A 21,640-nucleotide genomic window follows, 5' to 3' on the forward strand; every position below is an offset into this window, starting at 1 on the left:
CATGCCTAATTTTTTTGCTTATCTTGTTATCTGTTTTTGGCCTTTATTCGTTATTTTTCTGATTCGACGATATGGGCATGGAATAGGTAGTTTCTTGAGTTATTTATTGGCGTATATGTTCTTGCCTGCATCTTTTGCCATTAACCTGCCTGGAGTCCCTGCGCTTGATAAATTTACCATAACCAGTATCACGATTATTCTCTATTTTTTAGTAAGCGGAAAGCGAATCGGCTTTCAACATTTAACTAAACCAATGATGGTAGTTTTTTTTAGCTTTATGGCTGCTCCATTTTTGACTTCACTCACCAATAAGTCTCCTTATTTATTTATGCCAGGCTTGTCTCTGTATGATGGCTTAAGTCAATCAATAACGGGGTTCTTGTATTTTTTTCCTTTTTTTATTGGAATAAGCTTTTTTCGTGATGAAATGAATCAAATAAAGTTATTTCAGTATTTAAGCATAGCAGCCTTTTTTTATGCGTTTTTAGCCTTGTATGAGATAAGAATGAGTCCACAATTACATGTGGACTTATATGGTTATTTTCCACATTCATTTCTACAGCAATATCGTGAGGGCGGCTTCAGGGCTGTTTTATTTATGGGGCATGGGCTTTTAGTAGCCATGTTTTTGGCTCTTGGGTTTGGAACAATGGGGATTCTGAGAAAAGCCAAAATTAGAATCTTTAACTTTAGTACAAACTTTGCGATAGCATTACTTTTTATTACTTTAATTTTATCCAAAAGCTATGCGTCATTTGTTTTTGCATTATTTGTCTATCTATCAATTCACTTTATTAATACAAAATGGATACATCGTGCATCAGCAATGATTGCAATTATGTTTATTACCTATCCATTCTTAAGTACGGTGAATTTATTTCCTCATAATGGAATCGTTAAATTCTCGGAATATTTTAGTGAAGAGCGAGCACAGTCTTTAGATTTTCGCTTCAAGAACGAACAAGCTTTACTGGCACACGCTAACGAAAAATCCTGGTTTGGTTGGGGGGGCTGGGGGCGAAATAGGATTTATGATGAAGAATCTGGAAAAGACATAAGTGTCACAGATGGTACATGGATTATTACACTAGGTACATACGGTTGGTTAGGTTTTTTATCTCGTTTTTTATTTATCGTCGTGCCATTATTATATGCATATAGAGAGCAGCGACGAATTCAAAATATTACTGAACAAGAGAAGCTTCTCCTTGCAGGACATTCTCTACTTGTGTCAATTATTTTATTAGATCAAATTCCTAATTCCTCACTAAATTCACTTTACTGGCTTATCATTGGTAGTTTGTTCGGGCGGGTCCAGTCTTTATCCCAGAGGTCAAAAAGTTTTGATTTAACTGTGAAAAAAACAAATTTTGTGGATACAAAAAGCAAGAAATATATAAACTAATGAAAAAATTATAAAATACATAGTGATGAATACTGGCCGGTAAAAAATGGTTTGGCTTAATTTTATAAACTATCTGGTCAGGAAGATGTTAATTATTTATGGAAGCTGGGGAGGGGCGAGAATGAAAAGATGGCAGTCACTAGATCTTTTAAGAGGGGTTGCTGTCATTTTTATGTTGGTTAATCACTCGCTAGTACAATGGTTAAATAAATCTGATTTTCATTATGAGTATATAACTAGTATTAGCTTTATTAGTAGTTTCGCTCCTGTTTTATTTTTCTTTGCAACTGGTGTGGGGTTTGGTCTTGCTCATGAGCAAGGACGGCCAGCTGTAATACGGCCGCTTTTGATTAAAGTCATTATTCTGATTGTGGCAGATATTTTTATGCGAGGCGGTAACTTCCATTCTTTTGGATGGGATTTCCTAGCATTTATTGCATTTTCTATGCTTTTTCTTCATTTCTTTCGTGGCAGAAATAATGCCATAACTAAGGCTTTTATCTCCATATTAATCTTATTTATTATCCGGTATGGTGTGGGAGGCTATTATGGTGGGCATTATAGCAATAACGATTGGATAGCCGTTATCCTTGGAATAAAAGCTATAGATGGTGTCTCCTATTGGTTAACACCTTGGTTAATATACCCTTTGATAGGCTTTATTTTCGGGGCGATATATAAATCCCATAATGAAAAATATAAACAGTTATTGTTACCATTAATTTCATTAATGCTACTGTCTGGACTGATAATTAGCTTCATTAGTTTTGTAATGAGTAATCATGGTGCTATCTATTTCAGATGGGGTACCGTATCTGTTAATTTCTTTATAGCTAGCATTGCTTGTCTCTTATTTTGCGTAGCCTTCGCTAATATAATTAGCGAGTTGTTCGCTATGAAATTTATTTCAGCCAGTTTGTCTATGCAAGGAGTAAGTAGTTTAGCTATTGTCCCTATTCATTATCTATTTCTAAACATCACAAATATCCTAGATGTGACAATGAGTGCCGAGATATATTTATTTTCTCTTGCTCCGTGGTTACTCGTTTGTTTTTATATTGCAAAGCGTACAGATTCTTTTGCAATGTATTTGGCTTTGAAGCAGAACAATACATATTTATTCCTCTTTTGTTTATGTATTGTTATTTTCGCTATCCTTTGTAATACGTATCCAGACTTTAAGGGAGTATTTTTACTAACGTTTTTAGCACAATATTTATTATGCTTGATGTTGGCATTTTCTTATTCAAGAAAATACTCGAATAACACTAGGTGAAATTATTTTTTTAGAGTGATACATTTAAGATTCCATGGCGTAGCTGTTTTGAATTTTGATAAGGATTTTATATGTGGGAATTGGTTAACCTGATTAATGTTGAAGAATTCAAAAATAGGGTACAAAATGCACCGGAATTTCCCCATTTTTGTTTAGATGACTTTCTCAAGGAAGAGTTTGCTGAAGCAATATTTGAATCTTTCCCCGATTATGAGTACGCACAAAAAGTTGGTTTTGAATTTAAAGCAGTTAATGAGAAGAAAAAAGTTCAAATAACAGACTCTAAGTTATTTCCCCCGCCGATTAAACAATTGAATGATCTTTTAGCATCTGCTGAATTTGTCGAAATGCTGAGCTACGTTTTTGATATTGACTCACTTCAATCTGATCCGACCTTAATTGGTGGGGGCATACATCAAACTGACTCCGGAGGTCGCTTGGATGTTCATGTCGATTTTAACTTTGTTGAAAAGAATCAAATGCATAGAAGGCTCAATCTTTTACTCTATTTTAATAAAAATTGGAAAGAAGAATATGGTGGATATCTTGACCTATGGGATAAAGATGTAAAAAATAGAATAGGTTACTTTGAACCAAAATTTAATCGCTTATGTGGCTTTGTAACGAGTGACATTAGTTTTCATGGAGTAACTCCAATTCATTGTCCTAAAGGTGTTGTAAGACAATCGTTTGCTACATACTATTACACAAAAGATGCACCAGAAGGGTGGGATGGTAAAAAGCATTCAACAATCTTTAAGCCAAGACCAGATGAATTTCTCAGAGGGCATGTTTCTATGCCTATCGAAAAACTGGGCAAACGCTTTAAAAAAATCATCAATGCCATTAAATATAAACTTATTAGCTAGCTATATTAGTATTTTCTTCTGATTATTTTTAAACTTATGCCTGGAAATTTAATGCATTTAACACAGGCTGTCATTGCACTCTAAACTTTAGGCTGATAGTTAAAAATGGAAAGCAATTTAGAAACGTTTCGATTAGCCGTAAGTATTGTTAACTATAAATCATCGCAGCTAGTATGTAATCTTCTACCAACACTTATCTCTCAACTTGATCTTGATACTGACAGAATTATTATTATTGATAATAAGTCACCAGATAACTCTGTATCTGAAATACAAAGTCTTATAGACAGAAGTAATTGGCAGGAATTTGTGAAGCTTATTCCTGCTGAAGTGAATGGTGGATTTTCTTATGGAAATAACCTTGCTATCGGGCATGCAATAGAATCTTATGGCAAAAAACCGCAATATGTCTGGCTTGTAAATCCTGATACGCAGATGAAAACAAATGCTTTGGATGCTTTATTAATGTTTATGGATTCAAATTCTCAAGCTGGAATTTTAGGAAGTAGACTTGAGGCGCCAAATGGACAACCCCAATGCTCAGCATTCAGGTTTCATACTATAGGGAGTGAATTACTATCTGCTCTACGTCTTGGCATACTCGATAAACTTTTCCAAAGCAAACTCGTCTCTCCCTCGTCTATACCATTAAATAGCGAACAATGTGATTGGGTTGCTGGCGCAAGCATGTTTATACGTTACAAAGCCATTGATAATATTGGTATGATGGATGAAACGTATTTCCTTTACTTCGAAGAAACAGACTTTTGTTTACAAGCAAAACGTCAAGGATGGGAGTGTTGGTATGTACCAGAGAGTCGTGTTGTGCATTACGTCGGGCAAAGCACTGGAGTTGTAAGTGGAGATGTTCAAAGAAGAAGACGTCCTAAGTATTGGTTCCAGTCAAGACAGCATTATTTCAAAAAAAATTATGGTGTCATTTACACTATGTTGGCAGACTTAGCTTGGGGGCTAGGGTTTAGCTTATTGAAACTCCGCTATTTGATACAGCGGAAGAAAGGAACTGATCCCGAATACATGCTTAGAGATTTTTGGCGAAATAGTATTTTTTTGTCATGGTTAGATAGGTTCTAACATGTTTTTTTCCAATATAAGGGATGACCGTAAAGCGAATAATAAAACGATTAACCTTGCTGGTTTTAGAACATTGACTGTTTATCGCTTTGGTCGTTGGCGAATGTCTGTTCAACCTCGCTTTTTAAGGGCAGGGTTGAGTCTGATATATCGGATGATGGAGAGGCATGTTCGCTTCAAGTATGGCATCGAACTTCCCTACACAGTTCAGCTAGGGAAAGGCGTTGTTTTTGAACACCAACATGGCATTGTGATTCATGGTAATACCAAGATTGGTGATGGATGTATTATTCGGCAAGGTGTCACTATTGGAAATAAAAGTCTCGACTCACCTTTTGATGCGCCGGTTATCGGCAATTATGTCAATATTGGTGCTGGAGCCAAAATACTCGGTAAAGTGACGATTGGTCATCATGCCAGTATTGGAGCCAATGCTGTTGTAATACATGACATACCTGATTATGCAGTTGCTGTTGGTATTCCAGCGAAGGTAATAAAAATAAAATCAGAAGTGAGGATAAATGAATAAGATCTCAGCTGAAATACCTGACTGGACACGTGAACAGAATGAATGTTTTTGGTCACCTTCCAAAAAATTACTATCTGCCATACGGGACTACCAGAGATATACAGCTAAAGTAAGCTTCTTGAATAAGCTATTAAAGAAACTAGCTGTTTTACGCTACAGGTTCTGGACTGTGATTACTGGAGCTGATATTCCCTTGAACTGTCAGATAGATGGTGGTGTGTTGATGCCCCATCCCAATGGGATTGTTATTCACTCTGCGGCTATAATTGGGCCTAATTGCCTGATTCATCAACAAGTCACGATTGGTGTTAAGTCCAGCAATGACGGTGCACCTAAAATTGCAGGGCATGTAGATATTGGGGCAGGTGCAAAAATAATCGGGCACATCGCCATTGGCAAGCATGCTCAGATTGGTGCTAATGCGGTCGTGACAAAAGATGTTCCAGACTTTGCTATTGTTGCAGGCGTCCCTGCGAAAGTCATTGGTTCGACAAAAGAAATGGATAGTTGATTTTGAATAACAATTCGATAGGTGCTGTTGTTATTGGTCGAAATGAAGGCGAGCGCCTGAGAGTTTGTCTCGAATCAATTAGAGAGCAGTTGAAATATGTGATCTATGTAGATTCTGGTTCTACAGACTCTAGTATCGAATTAGCCGAGTCATTAGGCGTTTATGTAGTTAATCTTGACCTGAGTATTCCATTTACCGCAGCACGAGCTCGTAATGAGGGGGCAAAAGCTTTGCTAAACCTCAACCCGCAAGTCGAGTATATTCAATTTGTTGATGGTGACTGTGAAGTCCAAGCCGGTTGGTTAGAGAAAGCCTATGCTTTTCTTAAGGAGTCTGATGCTTATGCTGTCGTTTGTGGAAGACGTCGGGAACGCTATCCAGATACTTCAGTATTTAACCAACTTTGTGATATCGAGTGGAATACGCCTGTTGGTGAGGCAAAATCATGCGGTGGCGATGCTCTTGTACGAGTAGAAGCATTCCAGCAAGTCAATGGTTATCGTGAAAGTTTGATTGCGGGTGAAGAGCCTGAAATGTGCTTTCGTATGCGAGAGCAAGGCTGGAGAATTATGCGACTGGATGCTGAGATGACTTTGCATGACGCTGCTATGACAAAAATATCACAATGGTGGAAACGACATAAACGAGCAGGGCATGCGTATGCTGAGTCTTATGAGTTGCATGGTGAGTCTGAAGAGCAGTTCAGAAAGTCGGATTGTATGAGAATAGTATTTTGGGCTGCTGGACTACCACTTATCATTGCTTTTCTATGTTTCTTCCATCTCATGTTTGCTTGTTTACTATTTGTATATCCATTTCAGATTATACGGTTGACTTTAAAATATTTTCGTCAGTTCAGACGATTTAGACCAAGCTTTTTTTATGCACTTTCTAATGTGGCGTCCAAATTCCCCCAATGTGGTGGTTTATTTTCTTTCTATATAAATAAACTTCGTGGTAAGACAAACACCATTATTGAGTATAAGTAATTAACATCTGAACGAGGTTACTAAAAGATGACGTTAAGTGATAAGCAGATAACAGGGATTGTTTCGAAGAACTCGATTGCTTATGTCAAAGCTATCTTTCAGTGCTATTCAGAAAATGAAACAGTTGTTTTACTCCGTGATGAAAACGATAAACGTATTGAGCTGACAGGTGTATCCAAAGTGATTAATCCAGCCACAGAAGCTGGATGGTTTAATGAACATATTCAATTCATAAATGATGATGTTTTAGCCCAAATTGCATTTACTTCAGGCACGGAGGGGGAGCCCAAAGGTGTTTTGTTAACACATGAAGCATTGGATGATGTCACAACACGATTGAACTCTATCATGGAAGTAGATTCCTCAATCAAGGAATATGTTGGTATTCCTGCCAATTTTTCTTTTGGTCTAGGCCGCTTTAGAGCGGTGGCCGCGGTTGGAGGCATGGCATATTTGCCTGAGAAGGGTTTCGATCCCTTAGAGATAAGAGATATGCTCAGTGCTGAACAAATTAATGCTGTTTCTGCTGTTCCCAGTCTCTGGCGTGTTTTATTGAAAAATAAACAGATATTTGGTGATGAACGTTATCAATTAAAGTGGATCGAGATTGGCAGCCAGTACATGAGCCGTGCTGAGAAAGAAGAGCTAGTTGAGCTATTTCCTAAAGCAAAAATTGCACAGCATTATGGTTTAACGGAAGCATCGCGTAGCAGCTTCTTACGACTCGATCAAACTTCGGGAGATGCCCTGGAATCTGTCGGTCGGGCTTATGGTAAAACGGAGTTTAAAATTTCTGAATCAGACCGTATTTGTATTCGGGGGCCACATGTTGCTAAAACATTACTTAAATCAGGTGAGTATGTTTCTAATATAGATGATGACGGTTGGTTTCATACAAGTGATTTAGGCGTTCTGGACGATGGTTATCTTTATTACAAAGGTCGTGCTGATGATCTCATCAATTGTGGTGGTATTAAATTATCACCGGACGCTCTTGAAAGGGAAGTGCGTGAACTAACAGGATTAAAAGAAGGAATCGCTATCTGTGCAGTTCCTGATGAATTAACTGGGCACGCCGTTTTATTAGCTTATCGTGATGATCTTGAGCTAAGTGCAAGTGTATTGAGTAGTGCGTTATCCTCTGTACTCAAAAAGTTTGGTATCAATAATAAAAATGTTATTAAGCTTGTAGCTCTTGGAGAGTTTCCTGTTACTTCTACCAACAAAGTACAACGTAAGGAACTGGCAAAACTATACGAGTCCTCGACTGATAACGAGCTGGTTACGGATAGTAATACAACTTTCTATCATGAGATGAACTCCGAAGAAGCTGATATTGCACAAATCTGGGCTGAAGTATTGAAACTTGAGAGTGTGAACCCAGATTGTAACTTTTATGACTTAGGCGGTGACTCTTTGTCAGCCATTGGTGCTCTGGTAGCTATGGAGTCAAAGGGTGTTCCTAAAGAGATATCTAAAGGGATGTTACAAGGGTTAACCGTACGTGAAATTGCTAAAAAAATGTCTGACACTGACAGTGAAAGTTCTTTTCACACTATACGTTCTGATTCGATCAAAAATACAATGACTATTAGTATTGTCAGAGGGCTGATGGTCTTAATTGTTATTTTTGCTCACTGGCATCAAGGATTATTAGAAAAAATATTCGGTAATGTCGAGCAGTTCACGGCAATGGCAGGTCCACTATTGTCAATGGGGACACCTGGGTTTGCAGTAATCTATGGTGTTGGTGCAGGTTATTCTTTATATCCACTTTTAGAGAGAGACCCTCATAGGTTAAAGGGGATTTTCCGTAAGACGGCAGTACTATTGGGAACAGGAATAATTATATTAGCATTGATAAAGTTCTGGTCGATATCGGTGATTAGCTCCAGAGTTTTGACTTTTACTGATTTTACAAATTCGTTTTACTCTGTTCTGACGTTTTATTTTTTCGCATCATTAACGCTGTATTACTGGTTTACATTAATCAGAAAAACTAACTATCCGATTGAATTTTCATTAGTACTGTCAATAATGCTTTATTTATTCCATTACGGTGCTGTGACGCATCTTGCAGACGTACACACTTATGGGATCGCTGAATTTATTAAATTAATTTTAACTGGGAAATATGCTTATTTCTTAATGATGTCTGGTGCACTGATAGGTGTTGTTATTGGCTTATTATTAAATAAAATTCCACTAAGGACTGGTACACGACAACCATACTTTTACGCAGGCCTTGCTGTATTGTTATTGGGAATAAGTACTTGGTCCTATGTATACAATATAGATATGTGGAATCATTGGCCTGTTAGAGAAAACTATCTTTGGCGATGGATTTCTTACAGTGGTGTTATTATTTTGTTGCTTGTACTGGTTTCTTATGCCCTTGTTACATATGACCAATCTTCAAAAATAAAACGGTATTTTATGCAGTTGTTATCTGTCACTGGCATTTTAGCATTCCCTCTCTTTGTACTTCACGAGGTGGTCATGCCGTTCAAAGATATTCTTATTGCTTATGGTATAAGCAATGGCATCGCACTTGTAGTTCCTATGCTGAGTTTTTTGTTACTGAGTTACTTGTTGTATAGAAAGCTGCATAGTATTAGTTTCCAGTAAAGGTCAGGATGAAATAATGAACAATAATTATCTTTTAGTTTCACCTTGTCGCAACGAATCTGACTACATGCGAATAACACTGGATAGTGTTGTGAATCAGACCATTCAGCCTGACTTATGGGTAATTGTTGATGATGGTTCAACGGATGCTACACCACAAATTCTGGCTGAGTATGCTGCTAAATACTCTTTTATTAAAGTGATTACACGTGAGAACCGAGGGCATCGTAGCGTCGGTCCTGGTGTGATTGAAGCGTTTTATTATGGCTATGATCAGGTAGATGTCAGTCAGTTTGATTTTGTCTGTAAGTTTGATCTGGATTTAGATTTACCATCACGTTATTTTGAGATTTTGATTGATCGCATGAATCAGAATCCACGGATTGGTACATGCAGTGGCAAAGCCTATTTCAGAGATAAAACTTCAGGTCAGCTTATCAGTGAAAAGTGCGGTGATGAGATGTCCGTTGGCATGACAAAGTTTTATCGCCGAAAGTGTTTTGAGGAAATCGGTGGATTTGTTCGCCAGGTGATGTGGGATGGCATCGATTGCCATAAGTGTCGTCAACTAGGTTGGATAGCGGTTAGCTGGGATGAGCCTGATTTACAGTTTATTCACCTGAGACCGATGGGGTCTAGTCAGAAAGGCATATTCACCGGACGTATGCGTCATGGTTTTGGTCAGTATTTTATGGGGACCGGGCTGATTTATATGACGGCTTCCTCAATCTTCCGTATGTTGCATCCTCCTTATTTTCTTGGTGGTGCGGCGATGTGGTGGGGATATGTGAAAAGTATGTTGACCCGTCAACCAAGATTCGCTGATAAGCCACTGGTTGCGTTTATTCGTCATTACCAATGGCAGTGCCTTATTAAAGGGAAAGCTGAAGCAACTCGACAGTTAAACGAACAACAAACAGTTGTTTGGCAACAATCTCACGGCTAGAAGGGAATACGTTTGAAACTGGCATATCTGGCACCTGAGATTCCTGCGTTATCTGCCACATTTGTATATAACGAAATTCTGGCGTTGACTGAACTAGGCCACGAGATAATACCGTTCTCTGTGCATAAACCGATCATGCCAGCCACTGTTCAAGACCTTGATGAATTGAGGTCGAAGGTTATATACCTTTATGCGACTTCAAAAAAGAAGGTGCTTTTTAGTCACCTGAAATTACTGGCTAAAAAGCCTTTTCATTACATAAAAGCCCTTGGTGAATGTGTGAAAGACATGTTCCAAGTGAACATTATGTCTCGAGATGCAAGAGGTTTACTTTATCGGTTCATCTATGCAGCTAAGCTGGCGCAAGATTTAGTAGAGAATGACATTCAGCATCTACATGTACATTTTGCACATGTACCTACTGATATTGCGATGTATGCCAGTATGCTGTCTGGAATTACTTTCAGTGTAACCGCTCATGCTAATGATATATTTGAACGTGGTTTATTGTTAGACAAAAAGGTGAAAAGGTCAGTTTTTTTTGCCACGATTTCTGATTTTAACCGTCACTATATTCAGCAGACCTATCAGGTTGAACCTGAAAAATTAGAAATTATTCGTTGTGGCGTAGATAGTCGCGTATTCACTTGTAAGTCTTCAACAGCATTATCAAGTCCTGTTCGTATAGGTGTCGTCGGTAGATTGGTAGAGAAAAAGGGCATTGATACGCTTATTTCTGCTTTAGTTATCATGCGGACTCAATTTTCTGATTTCATTGTCGAGATTGCCGGTTCAGGGCCACTAGAAGAGGAATTAAAACAGCAAGTCAAACAACTTGAACTGACAGAAAAAGTCATATTTCTTGGGCCTTTACCACATGATCAGGTGGTGAAATTTGTCACTGAACTGGATCTGTTTGTCTTACCGTGTAAAAAAGATAAGCAAGGAGATATGGATGGTATCCCTGTCGTGTTGATGGAAGCCATGATGGTAGGTACGGCCGTTATATCCTCAAAGATTTCAGGAATTCCAGAGCTGGTCGTTGATGAAGAAACGGGTAAGTTAATTGAGCCTGGTAATAGTGAACAATTAGCTGCAGCGATGTTTGAGTTGATAAATGACGAAGCTTTACGGGAGCAACTCATCAGTAATGCTGAGAAAAAAGTGCAACAGGAATTTGCACAAGATATCAATGCCAAGCGGTTACAGACATTATTTACTGAAACAATTGGCCGTTTTTAAATGCAGAAACAAGGATTTTTTTTCAGAAGGCGAAATATTCTTGTTCCTACTATTTGGACTGTGATGTTCAGCCTATTGCTTGTGTTGGGAATAGCATTGTTTTTGATAAAAAATGTTGCATTCTTTTTAGCAAAACAGGAGCCTGTTTCAGCCAATATTCTAGTCGTAGAAGGTTGGCTTGAGTCTTCTGCACTGAGTCAGGCTTATGCTGAATTTAGAACCGGGCATTATGACTTGGTGATTACCACAGGGGGCCCTGAAGCAAAAAACTTTACAGATCAGTTTGATTCTTATGCAGAACAAGCCGCATATCAGTTGACGTTATTGGGGCTTAGTGCGAAAAGGCTTAAGGTCATTCCAACCCCAGCTTCTGCTCAGGATAGAACATATTTAAGTGCTGTTATGGTAAGAAAGTTTATTGAATCATCGCCTATTAGAGATGAGATGAAAGGTATAAACGTATTTTCTGGGGATGTTCATAGCCGCAGAACACAGTTTTTATATCAACAAGCTTTTCTGGCTTTACCTATGCCAATAGGTATTATTAGCGCTTCTCCTGAGGAGTTCAGTTTAGGGCATTGGTGGCAAACCAGTGTGGGAGCTAAGAGGGTATTGGTTGAGCTTATCGGTTGGATTTATGCACATTGTTGTTTTGATTTGCCAGTAGTGAGCTCGCACCAGGAAATGTGGGGTACGATAAATGAAACAGAAAATTTACGATGATGTTTTAGTTCTTTTTGTTTGACTTTTGGGGATAGGATTCATGCTTCGTAAGCTAATTAAGACCATAGCGTTTAAAACAGGTAGACTAAAAAGTCTATATCTAAAGGTATGTAAGCCTTCAGCTGTAGAGTATTCAGAATACATAAGGATCTGGGGAAATTTGTACCATATGGGAAAAGATGTTGTGTTGTGGCCATATACAAATATTACAGATCCAGAGTATACATCTATTGGTGATAATGTAATGCTTACAAACTGTACAATCCTCGGTCATGATGGTTCGATAGCTGTATTAAATAGAGCTTTTAATAAAAAGCTGGACTCAGTCGGTAAAGTTGACATCAAAGATAATGTTTTTATAGGCCATGGAGCAATAGTATTACCGGGAGTTACTATTGGACCTAATGTTGTGGTTGGGGCTGGAGCTGTTGTAACTAGAGATATTGAAGAGGACTCTGTTGTTGTTGGTGTTCCAGCAAAAAAAATATCAACATTAGAGCAATTTGTAGAAAAGCTGGAGAAACAAACAGATAGCTATCCGTGGAATGATTTAATTCAGATGCGAGATGGTGATTATGATTTATCTATAGAGCCAAAACTCAAAAAAATGAGACAGGAATTCTTTTTTTCCTCAACAACCAAATAGTTAACTATGGAAATTGGGGATAAAACAGTCAATATTGAAGGCTTACCAAGGCGGAAAGTGCAGCATGTTTTGCTAGGCTTACCTTTCGACCTTGTCACTATTGTTGAGTCTGCAACATTGATTGAACAAGCTATTTCATCCAAAAAACGTTGTTTTCTTTCCACGCCTAATATTAACTTCACTATCGCGGCTCATGAGGATAATGCCTTTTATCAATCAGTCGCTATTAGTGATTTATCAGTAATTGACGGTATGCCATTAGTTTGGTTAGCTAAATTAATGGGATTCCCTGTTAAGGAACGTGTAGCGGGGTCAGATTTATTCCAGTTTTTATCTGAAAAACATAGAGATAAACCGATTAAAGTGTTTTTCTTTGGTGGTGAAAGTGGCGTTGCCGAAAAAGCACACGAACAACTCAACACACATTCTAAAGGTATGGTGAGTGTTGGTTTCTACGATCCTGGTTTTGTCAGTATTGAAGATATGAGCAAAGATGAGATTATTCAGAAAATTAATGATGCCGAAGCTGATTTTCTGCTTGTCGCACTGGGTGCAAAAAAAGGCCAAGCCTGGATTATGAATAATCTTACCAAGCTAAACGTTCCGGTGATTAGCCATCTGGGAGCGGTGATTAACTTTGTTGCCGGCTCAGTTGTCAGGGCCCCTGAAAAATGGCGTAAATTGGGGCTGGAATGGCTATGGCGAATAAAACAAGAACCGAACTTGTGGAAACGGTATTTAAAAGATGGCTGGAGTTTGAGCTGGTTATTACTGACCAAACAACTTCCCTACTATTTTGTGAATAAAAAATATAAGCGTGATGCGAGCCAGAATAATGCCGTCAACTGGCAACCTAACACGGATACCTTATTTTTAGCCGGATGTTTCCATGCTAATAATCTTGAGAAACTAGATGCATTGATAAGCTCGACCTTGTTAACAATGCGTCCTCAGTTGAAGATAGATATGAGAGGGCTGAATTACATTGACGGTACATTTATGGCGAGGCTATTGATACTTCAAGGTCATCTTTCTGTGTTGGGTTGTGAAGTTGTTATTTTGAACCTTGAACAGAAAATCAAACGATTAATGTCATTAGCTGGTGTTTTAAAACGATTCAAGGTAATCTCAGGTTAATTTTTCATAAGAAAAGGCAAGGAGCAGGCACAGTGTTGAGCTATCAGAAAGCAGGTGTATTTATTGTCACGCTTGTGTTGGCTTTTATCACCTATTGGGGGGGGATTGCTGAGGCATACGCGCGGTGGAACACACAGGAAGAGTACAGCCACGGATTTCTTATACCATTAGTGAGCCTCTACATTCTTTGGGAGAAAAAGAACCTGATTCTCTCATCGGTCAGCCGCCCTATGTGGAGTGGCTATATTATTGTTTTATTGTCATTGCTCGTATACATACTCGGTGAATTAAGCGCCTTATTTATTCTAATTCAATATTCCTTTGTTTTGACTCTGGTTGGTTTGTCTATGATTTTTCTTGGCAAAGCCAGCCGATATACACTTGCTCCGCTATTATTACTGTTATTTGCTATACCTTTACCCTACGTTATTGAGGTTGTTCTAACTGCCAAATTGCAGTTGGTGTCATCCTGGTTAGGGGTTCAGGTTATCCGTCTATTTGATATTCCTGTTTACCTTGAAGGCAATATCATTGATCTTGGGGTATACAAACTCCAGGTGGTTGAGGCCTGTAGTGGTTTACGTTACTTATTCCCGTTAATGAGCTTGGGCTTTATTGCTGCATATTTCTACCGTGCCAGCTTTTGGAAAAAAGCTGTGGTTTTTCTGGCAACTATTCCCATCACTATTTTGATGAACAGTTTCCGAATTGGTGTGATTGGTGTCTTGGTAGATAACTGGGGCATTGCCCAAGCTGAAGGCTTTTTACATGACTTTGAAGGTTGGATTATCTTCATGGCCTGTGCCGGTTTGCTTGCATTACTGATTTGGCTAATGGAAAAGCTGACAACGGGATATTCATTTTCTGATGTTTTTGGGGTAGAGCAATATAACAAAACAAAACCAATATTCTATGAAAATAATTCATCAGCATCGGGAAATCTGCTGATTTTTGGTTTGACTATACTCACCCTTATATCAAGCTATGGTGTAACGCACTATATTGATAATCGTCAGGAAATTATTCCAGAGCATAAAGCTTTGGTTAATTTTCCGATGAAGCTGGATGAGTGGACAGGATATCAAATGCCTTTGGATGACCGAGTTGAATCCAAATTGGCGATGACGGATTATTTATTAGCCAACTATCAAAATAAGCAGAAGCAAACGGTTAACTTTTATGTGGCTTATTATGAAACGCAACGTAAAGGTGAGTCACCGCATTCACCGCGAGTATGTATTCCTGGTGGAGGTTGGGAGATAGCTGCATTTGACCGAATTGAAGCGAATGGTCATCCTGCCAATCGTGTCATTATTAAAAAAGGCACACAAGAACAGCTGGTTTATTACTGGTTTCAGGGGCATGGTCGTATTGTTGCGAATGAGTACATTAACAAGTGGTACTTATTACAGGATTCAATCATAAAAAACAGAACAGATGGTTCACTGGTGAGAATGGTCACCATGGTGGCGGATAATGAAACAGTGGCTCAAGCAGAACAACGAATATTGTCCTTCATGAAGGTCGCTGAGCCAAAGTTAAAACAATATATTGCTGAATAAGGTAGGGATATGAAAGCGAGTAAAGGTTTATTACTGGTATTGATGCTGGGGATGGCGGCGGGCTGTGGAAGCTCTGCTGATACTGCAGCGGATTATGTTGAAAGTGGTAACGAGTTTTTTGATAACGGAAATTATGACAAAGCTCGGCTGGAATATAAAAATGCTATTCAGATTGATCCCAGACAAGCAGAACCCTACTATCGATTAGCCTTGTTGGATGAGCAAAGCAAAAACTGGAAACAGATGTTTGCTAATCTGACCACGGTTGAACAATTGGATCCCAATCATGTTGATGCTCAAATTAAATTGGGACGTCTCTATCTGTTAGGCGGTAAGCTTGATGAAGCGATGACCAGAGCCGATAAGGCATTGTCTTTAAAACCTGAAAGTTTTGATGGTCGAATTCTCAAAGCCTCAATTCTGGCTAAAGAGCAGAAGTTTGACGAAGCATCCAAACTGCTTGCTGAAATATCAAAAGATTATCCTGATCATAAAGACATTCTGTCCTTAGAAGTTTTAATCCTGAAAGATAAAGGTCAATTACCAGCGGCACTTGCAAAAGCACAAGAAGCTGTTGAGAAATATCCTGAAGATATGTCGCTACGATTGATCGAGTTAAGCCTTTATAACGAAATGAAAGACTATAAAGGTATGGCTAATGTCTATAAAGAGATTCTGGAGCGTAAGCCTGATGAACGTGAAGTGGTATTGTCTTACGCTAAACTTTTAGTCTCAAAGCTGGATAGATACGATGATGCGTTAAACATTCTACAATCTTTCCTGAAAAAACATCCTGATGATCCCGAAGCACAGCAGTTTTTATTAGGATTAATTAATCAGAAAAATCCACAAGAGGCATTAAGCAAACTGGATGAAATGATTAAAGCAGCACCTGATAATTATGAGTTACGTTTTGCTAAAGCGGCTTTGTTAGATAAAAATGGCGATGTTGATGGTTCAGTTAATGAATTGAACAGTATCGTTAAAGAAGATCCGCAGGGTATTAACGGAAATAAGGCGCGTGTGATGTTAGCGTCTTACTATGCATCAAAACAGGATTTCAACAAAGCCCGTGAGTTAGCCCAATCGGTTCTTGATGTTGCTCCTGAGGAAAGTGGTGCATTATTGGTCAGAGCAAAACTTGATTTAATCGATCAAAAATATGATCAGGCCGTCACGGATTTAAGGACTGTACTAAGAAACTCACCAGATTCTGATGAAGCCATGATATTACTGGCACAAGCCTATCAGAAACAGGGTTCAGATGCCTTGGCAGAAGACAGTTTCCGACAAGCTTTAGCTGCCAATCCTTATAATGCAACTGCTGCATTAACTGTGGCGAGTATGTTGGTTAAGGAAAGTAATTACGATAAAGCTGAACAAGTTTTGGTGACGGCCTTAGAAAAAAATTCGACCAATACCAACTTATTGCAACAACTGACAGAGATCAGAATCCTGAAAAAAGATTGGAAAGCAGGGATTGAAACTATTGACCTGCTTAAAGATCAACAAGGTGATACCTTACTTTCTCATTTATTGTCTGGACAGTTATATGAGGGGCAGGGTGACTATGCGCTTGCAAAGGCCGAGTATGAGGCCGCGCTTGAACTGGATCCTAATTCAAGTCGTGCAATGCAGGGCTTGGCTACCAGTATGGAAGCATTGGATGAAAATGAACAATTAGAAAACTATTTGAACAATTTCAACCAGAAATATCCGCAGTCAATGAATGGTTTCGCTACCCTGGCCATTCATTATTTCCGGATCGATAAAACTGAGCAAGCAATCAATATTCTTGAGAAGAAGCTTGCAGAAGATAAAAAGTGGACTTTAGGTTATTCGCTCCTGACCGATTATTACTTGCGTAATGACAAGCTCACTGAAGCGGCAAAAATATTGAAACAAGCTGTTGATAATATTGACGACAATATCCGTTTTTCATTACAGCTGGCATCTATTGAAGAGTCTCGCGGTAATTATGGTGAAGCTCGTAATTTATATGATGCGATCCTGAAAAAGAATAATAATATTGATATCGCTGCCAATAATTTGGCCAGCTTATTAACAGATCGGTTTGAGTCGCCAGAAAACTTAAATCGTGCATTGGAAATTACTAAACGCTTTAAGTCTTCAACTCAGCCTTATTTCCTGGATAGTTATGGTTGGGTCAATGTGAAACTGAATAATCTTGATGAAGCAAAACCCGTACTGGAACAAGCTGTTTCATTAGATCCAAATGTGGCGGTATTCAACTATCATCTCGGTGTTTTACATGCGAAGCAAGGCAATAGTGAATTAGCCAGACAATATCTAAACACGGCAAAGCAACAAGCATCACAAGATAATGATAGCGCTTTAATCGCCGAGATTGACACGGCATTGAGCTCACTGGACAACTAATAGCTGACAACTTGTTAGAACGGAATTTTAAATGATACCTGTTGTAATGTCTGGCGGAAGTGGTACACGTTTGTGGCCACTTTCGCGTAAACATAAACCAAAACAATTTTTAAATTTGTTTGGTGATGATTCAATGTTTCAACAAACTATACTCAGACTGAAAGGTTTGGATAGTGCATCTCCTATCGTTGTTTGTAATGAGAGTCACCGGTTTATGGTGGCAGAGCAATTATTAGAAATTGATATTGAGTCTCCTAGTATTGTCTTGGAGCCAGTAGGTAGAAATACTGCGCCTGCAATTGTTAGTGCTGCATTTCAGGCGCTTTCACGTGAGCAGGATCCTGTACTGTTAGTGTTGGCTGCTGATCATGTCATTGCTGATAATAAAGCCTTTCATCAGGCAATTAATCTTGCCGAACAGCAGGCAATGGCCGGGAATCTGGTCACGTTTGGTATCGTGCCAAGCTGTGCTCATACTGGATATGGCTATATTCAGGCTGAAGAAAAAGACACTATTTCTGCGGTTAAGCAATTTGTAGAAAAGCCTGATTTAGCCACTGCTGAACAATATCTGAGTTCTGGTGAATATTACTGGAACAGTGGGATGTTTATGTTTAAAGCTTCAGTATTGATTGAAGAAATGAACAAATTTAATCCTGATATCGTTGAACAATGCCGTCTAGCCGTAGCAAAAAGTGAACAGGATTTAGATTTTGTTCGTTTATATAAAGCCGCTTTCGAAGCATGTCCATCAGACTCTATTGATTATGCTTTGATGGAGAAAACTAAAAAGGCCGTTGTCGTGCCTCTTGATGCCGGATGGAATGATGTCGGATCCTGGTCATCGTTGTGGGAGTGTTCACAACAGGATGAGAATAATAATGTTCTCAAAGGTGATGTCGAAATACAGAATGTAAAAAACGCTTATATTCATAGCGAGCACCGACTTGTCTCGGCAATTGGCGTTGAAGATCTAGTGATTGTCGAGACAGCAGATGCCGTGATGGTTGCCAGCAAAGCCCAGGCACAAGACATCAAAGATATCGTTGCCAAACTTAAGGCGCAGTCACGACCTGAAGCAGAAAATCATCGTCTTTGTTACCGTCCATGGGGATATTATGATTCTATCGATCTTGGCGAACGGTTTCAGGTCAAACGTATCAGGGTAAAACCAGGTGCGTCACTATCTTTGCAAATGCATCATCACCGTGCTGAACATTGGGTAGTGGTTCAGGGTACTGCTGAGGTAACTAGAGAAGATGAGGTCTTTTTACTCTCAGAAAACGAATCGACCTTTATTCCTGTTGGACAAAAGCACCGTCTACATAACCCGGGACGAGTGCCTTTAGAAATTATCGAAATTCAATCTGGTGGCTATCTTGGTGAAGATGATATTGTCCGCTTCCAGGATAATTACCATCGTCATTAAACTATTCAGATGAAAATTCATATTGAACAATTGATGTCAGATTCTGGCGTCAAATTCGGTACTAGTGGTACACGTGGCCTTGTCACTGATATGACAGATCGTGTTTGTTTTGCCTATACCGCTGCATTTTTGCAGCATCTGATAGCTGGCAAGCAGATACAGAAAGGCGATAGAGTTGGTATTGGTGGTGATCTTCGGCAAAGCACTCCACGGATTATGAATGCCGTGGCCACAGCCTGTCAGCATTATGGTTTACAGCCTGTTAACTTAGGATTTATTCCGTCTCCAGCCGTTGCTTTGTATGGCATCCAATATAAAATGGCGAGCATTATGGTGACGGGAAGTCATATCCCCGATGATCGCAATGGCATGAAGTTTAATCTGCCAATAGGCGAAATACTTCAGGCGGATGAACAAGCTATAAAACAGCAGTTTGTTGATTTACCAGATGAGTTATTTAATAACGATGGTCAGTTTGTTAAGCAAGATAATATACTTGCGAAGCCATCATTATTAGCTGAAACACTCTATATAGAACGTTTCTCCGAGTTTTTCCCTGAAAACTGCTTGTCAGGAATGACTATTGGTATTTACCAGCATTCTGCTGTGGCTAGAGATCTGCTTCAACAAATCTTGTCTAGCCTTGGTGCAAACACTATCTGTTTAGGTCGAAGTGAGCAGTTTGTATCAGTAGATACTGAGGCAATTCGCCCTGAAGATGTCAAACTCGCACAACAATGGGCTGCTGAAAATAAGCTGGATGCGATTGTATCTACGGATGGTGATAGTGACCGACCACTGCTCAGCGATGAAAATGGACGTTGGCTCAGAGGCGATATAGTTGGGTTATTGACTGCGATTTATCTTGCTGCTGATATCGTGGTGACTCCTGTCAGCAGTAATTCTTCTGTGAATGCGGACTTTTTTGAACAGGTCATACGTACCCGAATAGGTTCACCGTACGTCATCTCAGCAATGCAGAATGCGGCGAGTGACTCAGAAAAGAGTGTGGTGGGTTATGAAGCAAATGGCGGTTTTCTACAGCAATCAGTGATTGCATTAGCAGGAAATACATTAAGTCCTTTGCCTACACGTGACGCTGTGATTGTTATTTTAAGTGTGTTGTTATTAGCTAAACAAAGACAACAGACCGTGTCTGAACTGAACTCTTCCATGCCAGCAATTTATACCAGTAGTGATCGCCTGAAAAACTTCGCACTGGAAAAAAGTCGATTATTACTTGAAATTTTATTACCTGATAATCATCTGAATCGAGAGCTGGTTAAACAACTGTTTCCTTTCATGGATGAGGTTAATGCTGTCGATACAACTGATGGTATCAGAATGTCATTTGCTGACGATGAAATTATCCATATCAGACCTTCTGGTAATGCGCCTGAACTACGCTGTTATACTGAAGCCAGTGATGAACATCGTGCAGTAACGTTAAATCAGCAGGTATTAGACGCCATACAATGCTGGGCTAACTCAGCTTGACATAAAGTCCGTTTATGGAGTCTCCCCCAAGCTTAGCGTTTGATAGGTTTTTCTATAGCTCGGCTGATAGTTTCAATTAACAGATTAAAGTTAAGCGGTTTGGTCAGATAATAATCAAAACCTGCTTTCAGGCCTTTATCAATATCTATTGGCATGGCGTTAGCACTTAAGGCAATCGTTTTAATATCACGGGTGATGGCAGAACGCTTAAGGTCTTTTAATGCCTCAAAGCCATTTTTGCCTGGTAAGTTAATGTCCATCAGAATGACTTCAGGCTCAAATTGTCTGGCCAGCTCTAAGCCTGCTTCAGCATCGGCCGCTGTTATCAGATCAAATTGCGGGTATTGTTTAAAAACTCGTTGCATCAGGTTCAGGTTAGTTGGGTTATCTTCTATGCATAAAATTTTGATATGTTTAATCTGAGCGCCATCCATTTGATCAGGCTGACTATCTGCAGGGGATAAAACTGAGCTATTGTTAACCGATGAGCGTTGAAGTTCTATCCAGAATGTCGAGCCTTTATCGCGCTCGCTTTCAAAGCCAAAACTGCCATTCATCAACTTAATCAGTTCACGACTAATGACAAGCCCTATGCCGGTTCCTTGTATATCGGAGGCATCTTTATCAAGACGATCAAAAGGTTCGAATAATCGTTGCTGTAAATTTTCATCAATACCATAGCCAGTATCTCTGATAGCAATACGAATTGAGTCACTATCCGGAAGGCTAACAATAATTTCTATACTGCCTTGGGGC

At 39.1% G+C, this 21,640-nt stretch carries 18 protein-coding genes; 17 read left to right on the forward strand and 1 reads right to left on the reverse strand.

The annotated features are described in order from the left end of the window. Position 1 precedes the first annotated feature (1 nt). The 17 genes from BM232_RS06890 to BM232_RS06970 all read left to right on the forward strand — a co-directional run bounded on the left by BM232_RS06890 (position 2) and on the right by BM232_RS06970 (position 20,884). The gene (locus tag BM232_RS06890; RefSeq protein ID WP_177207275.1) at positions 2-1,405 is read left to right on the forward strand and encodes a hypothetical protein; all 1,404 of its coding nucleotides are present in this window, start codon (positions 2-4) and stop codon (positions 1,403-1,405) included. Positions 1,406-1,526: 121 nt separating this feature from the next. Then, complete coding sequence (locus tag BM232_RS06895) at positions 1,527-2,681, forward strand: heparan-alpha-glucosaminide N-acetyltransferase domain-containing protein (protein ID WP_177207276.1); 1,155 nt, start codon at positions 1,527-1,529, stop codon at positions 2,679-2,681. A gap of 71 nt (positions 2,682-2,752) precedes the next feature. Then, positions 2,753-3,550, forward strand: a complete 798-nt coding sequence (locus BM232_RS06900; protein WP_091712770.1) for a 2OG-Fe(II) oxygenase — start codon at positions 2,753-2,755, stop codon at positions 3,548-3,550. Positions 3,551-3,655: 105 nt separating this feature from the next. Next, a complete protein-coding gene (locus BM232_RS06905; RefSeq protein WP_091712772.1) occupies positions 3,656-4,645 on the forward strand; it encodes a glycosyltransferase family 2 protein in 990 nt (329 codons plus the stop codon). Position 4,646: 1 nt separating this feature from the next. After that, on the forward strand, positions 4,647-5,174 hold the full coding sequence (locus tag BM232_RS06910; RefSeq protein ID WP_091712774.1) for a serine O-acetyltransferase: 528 nt from the start codon (positions 4,647-4,649) through the stop codon (positions 5,172-5,174). Next, positions 5,167-5,685: a serine O-acetyltransferase gene (locus BM232_RS06915; RefSeq protein ID WP_091712776.1), complete on the forward strand. Its 519-nt coding sequence runs from the start codon at positions 5,167-5,169 to the stop codon at positions 5,683-5,685. The genes BM232_RS06910 and BM232_RS06915 overlap by 8 nt, the downstream gene beginning before the upstream one ends. A gap of 2 nt (positions 5,686-5,687) precedes the next feature. Continuing rightward, positions 5,688-6,674, forward strand: coding sequence for a glycosyltransferase family 2 protein (locus BM232_RS06920; protein WP_177207277.1), 987 nt, complete (start codon positions 5,688-5,690; stop codon positions 6,672-6,674). Between the two features lie 27 nt (positions 6,675-6,701). Next, entirely contained in the window at positions 6,702-9,302 is a 2,601-nt protein-coding gene (locus BM232_RS06925; protein ID WP_091712778.1) for an AMP-binding protein, read from the forward strand. 16 nt (positions 9,303-9,318) lie between these two features. Then, on the forward strand, positions 9,319-10,248 hold the full coding sequence (locus BM232_RS06930; protein WP_091712780.1) for a glycosyltransferase family 2 protein: 930 nt from the start codon (positions 9,319-9,321) through the stop codon (positions 10,246-10,248). A gap of 12 nt (positions 10,249-10,260) precedes the next feature. Beyond that, positions 10,261-11,490, forward strand: coding sequence for a glycosyltransferase family 4 protein (locus tag BM232_RS06935; protein WP_091712782.1), 1,230 nt, complete (start codon positions 10,261-10,263; stop codon positions 11,488-11,490). A 96-nt stretch (positions 11,491-11,586) separates the two neighbouring features. Beyond that, positions 11,587-12,213, forward strand: coding sequence for a hypothetical protein (locus BM232_RS06940; protein ID WP_143092269.1), 627 nt, complete (start codon positions 11,587-11,589; stop codon positions 12,211-12,213). A 169-nt stretch (positions 12,214-12,382) separates the two neighbouring features. Next, positions 12,383-12,859: an acyltransferase gene (locus BM232_RS15205; protein ID WP_281248276.1), complete on the forward strand. Its 477-nt coding sequence runs from the start codon at positions 12,383-12,385 to the stop codon at positions 12,857-12,859. 6 nt (positions 12,860-12,865) lie between these two features. Further along, positions 12,866-13,996, forward strand: coding sequence for a WecB/TagA/CpsF family glycosyltransferase (locus tag BM232_RS06950; RefSeq protein ID WP_091712789.1), 1,131 nt, complete (start codon positions 12,866-12,868; stop codon positions 13,994-13,996). Between the two features lie 32 nt (positions 13,997-14,028). Continuing rightward, positions 14,029-15,558, forward strand: a complete 1,530-nt coding sequence (xrtD, locus tag BM232_RS06955; RefSeq protein WP_245752830.1) for a VPLPA-CTERM-specific exosortase XrtD — start codon at positions 14,029-14,031, stop codon at positions 15,556-15,558. A 9-nt stretch (positions 15,559-15,567) separates the two neighbouring features. Continuing rightward, positions 15,568-17,958 (forward strand): tetratricopeptide repeat protein, encoded by a 2,391-nt coding sequence (locus BM232_RS06960; RefSeq protein ID WP_091712794.1) that lies wholly within the window; start codon positions 15,568-15,570, stop codon positions 17,956-17,958. A gap of 31 nt (positions 17,959-17,989) precedes the next feature. Then, entirely contained in the window at positions 17,990-19,387 is a 1,398-nt protein-coding gene (locus BM232_RS06965; protein ID WP_091712796.1) for a mannose-1-phosphate guanylyltransferase/mannose-6-phosphate isomerase, read from the forward strand. Positions 19,388-19,396: 9 nt separating this feature from the next. After that, positions 19,397-20,884 (forward strand): phosphomannomutase, encoded by a 1,488-nt coding sequence (locus tag BM232_RS06970; RefSeq protein ID WP_091712798.1) that lies wholly within the window; start codon positions 19,397-19,399, stop codon positions 20,882-20,884. Positions 20,885-20,916: 32 nt separating this feature from the next. Here BM232_RS06970 and BM232_RS15075 read toward each other — a convergent pair whose 3' ends face one another. Then, a complete protein-coding gene (locus tag BM232_RS15075; protein ID WP_342708131.1) occupies positions 20,917-21,627 on the reverse strand; it encodes an ATP-binding response regulator in 711 nt (236 codons plus the stop codon). Between the last annotated feature and the right edge of the window lie 13 nt (positions 21,628-21,640).

This window comes from Methylophaga sulfidovorans, from assembly GCF_900114205.1.
GTDB classification, from domain to species: domain Bacteria; phylum Pseudomonadota; class Gammaproteobacteria; order Nitrosococcales; family Methylophagaceae; genus Methylophaga; species Methylophaga sulfidovorans.

Coding starts and splice junctions, on each gene's coding strand:
- BM232_RS06895 (WP_177207276.1), top strand. CDS start 1,527: ATGAAAAGATGGCAGTCACTAGATCTTTTAAGAGGGGTTGCTGTCATT.
- BM232_RS06905 (WP_091712772.1), top strand. CDS start 3,656: ATGGAAAGCAATTTAGAAACGTTTCGATTAGCCGTAAGTATTGTTAAC.
- BM232_RS06950 (WP_091712789.1), top strand. CDS start 12,866: ATGGAAATTGGGGATAAAACAGTCAATATTGAAGGCTTACCAAGGCGG.
- BM232_RS06970 (WP_091712798.1), top strand. CDS start 19,397: ATGAAAATTCATATTGAACAATTGATGTCAGATTCTGGCGTCAAATTC.
- BM232_RS06965 (WP_091712796.1), top strand. CDS start 17,990: ATGATACCTGTTGTAATGTCTGGCGGAAGTGGTACACGTTTGTGGCCA.
- BM232_RS06890 (WP_177207275.1), top strand. CDS start 2: ATGCCTAATTTTTTTGCTTATCTTGTTATCTGTTTTTGGCCTTTATTC.
- BM232_RS06900 (WP_091712770.1), top strand. CDS start 2,753: ATGTGGGAATTGGTTAACCTGATTAATGTTGAAGAATTCAAAAATAGG.
- BM232_RS06925 (WP_091712778.1), top strand. CDS start 6,702: ATGACGTTAAGTGATAAGCAGATAACAGGGATTGTTTCGAAGAACTCG.
- BM232_RS15205 (WP_281248276.1), top strand. CDS start 12,383: ATGGGAAAAGATGTTGTGTTGTGGCCATATACAAATATTACAGATCCA.
- BM232_RS06910 (WP_091712774.1), top strand. CDS start 4,647: ATGTTTTTTTCCAATATAAGGGATGACCGTAAAGCGAATAATAAAACG.
- BM232_RS06960 (WP_091712794.1), top strand. CDS start 15,568: ATGAAAGCGAGTAAAGGTTTATTACTGGTATTGATGCTGGGGATGGCG.
- BM232_RS06915 (WP_091712776.1), top strand. CDS start 5,167: ATGAATAAGATCTCAGCTGAAATACCTGACTGGACACGTGAACAGAAT.
- BM232_RS06930 (WP_091712780.1), top strand. CDS start 9,319: ATGAACAATAATTATCTTTTAGTTTCACCTTGTCGCAACGAATCTGAC.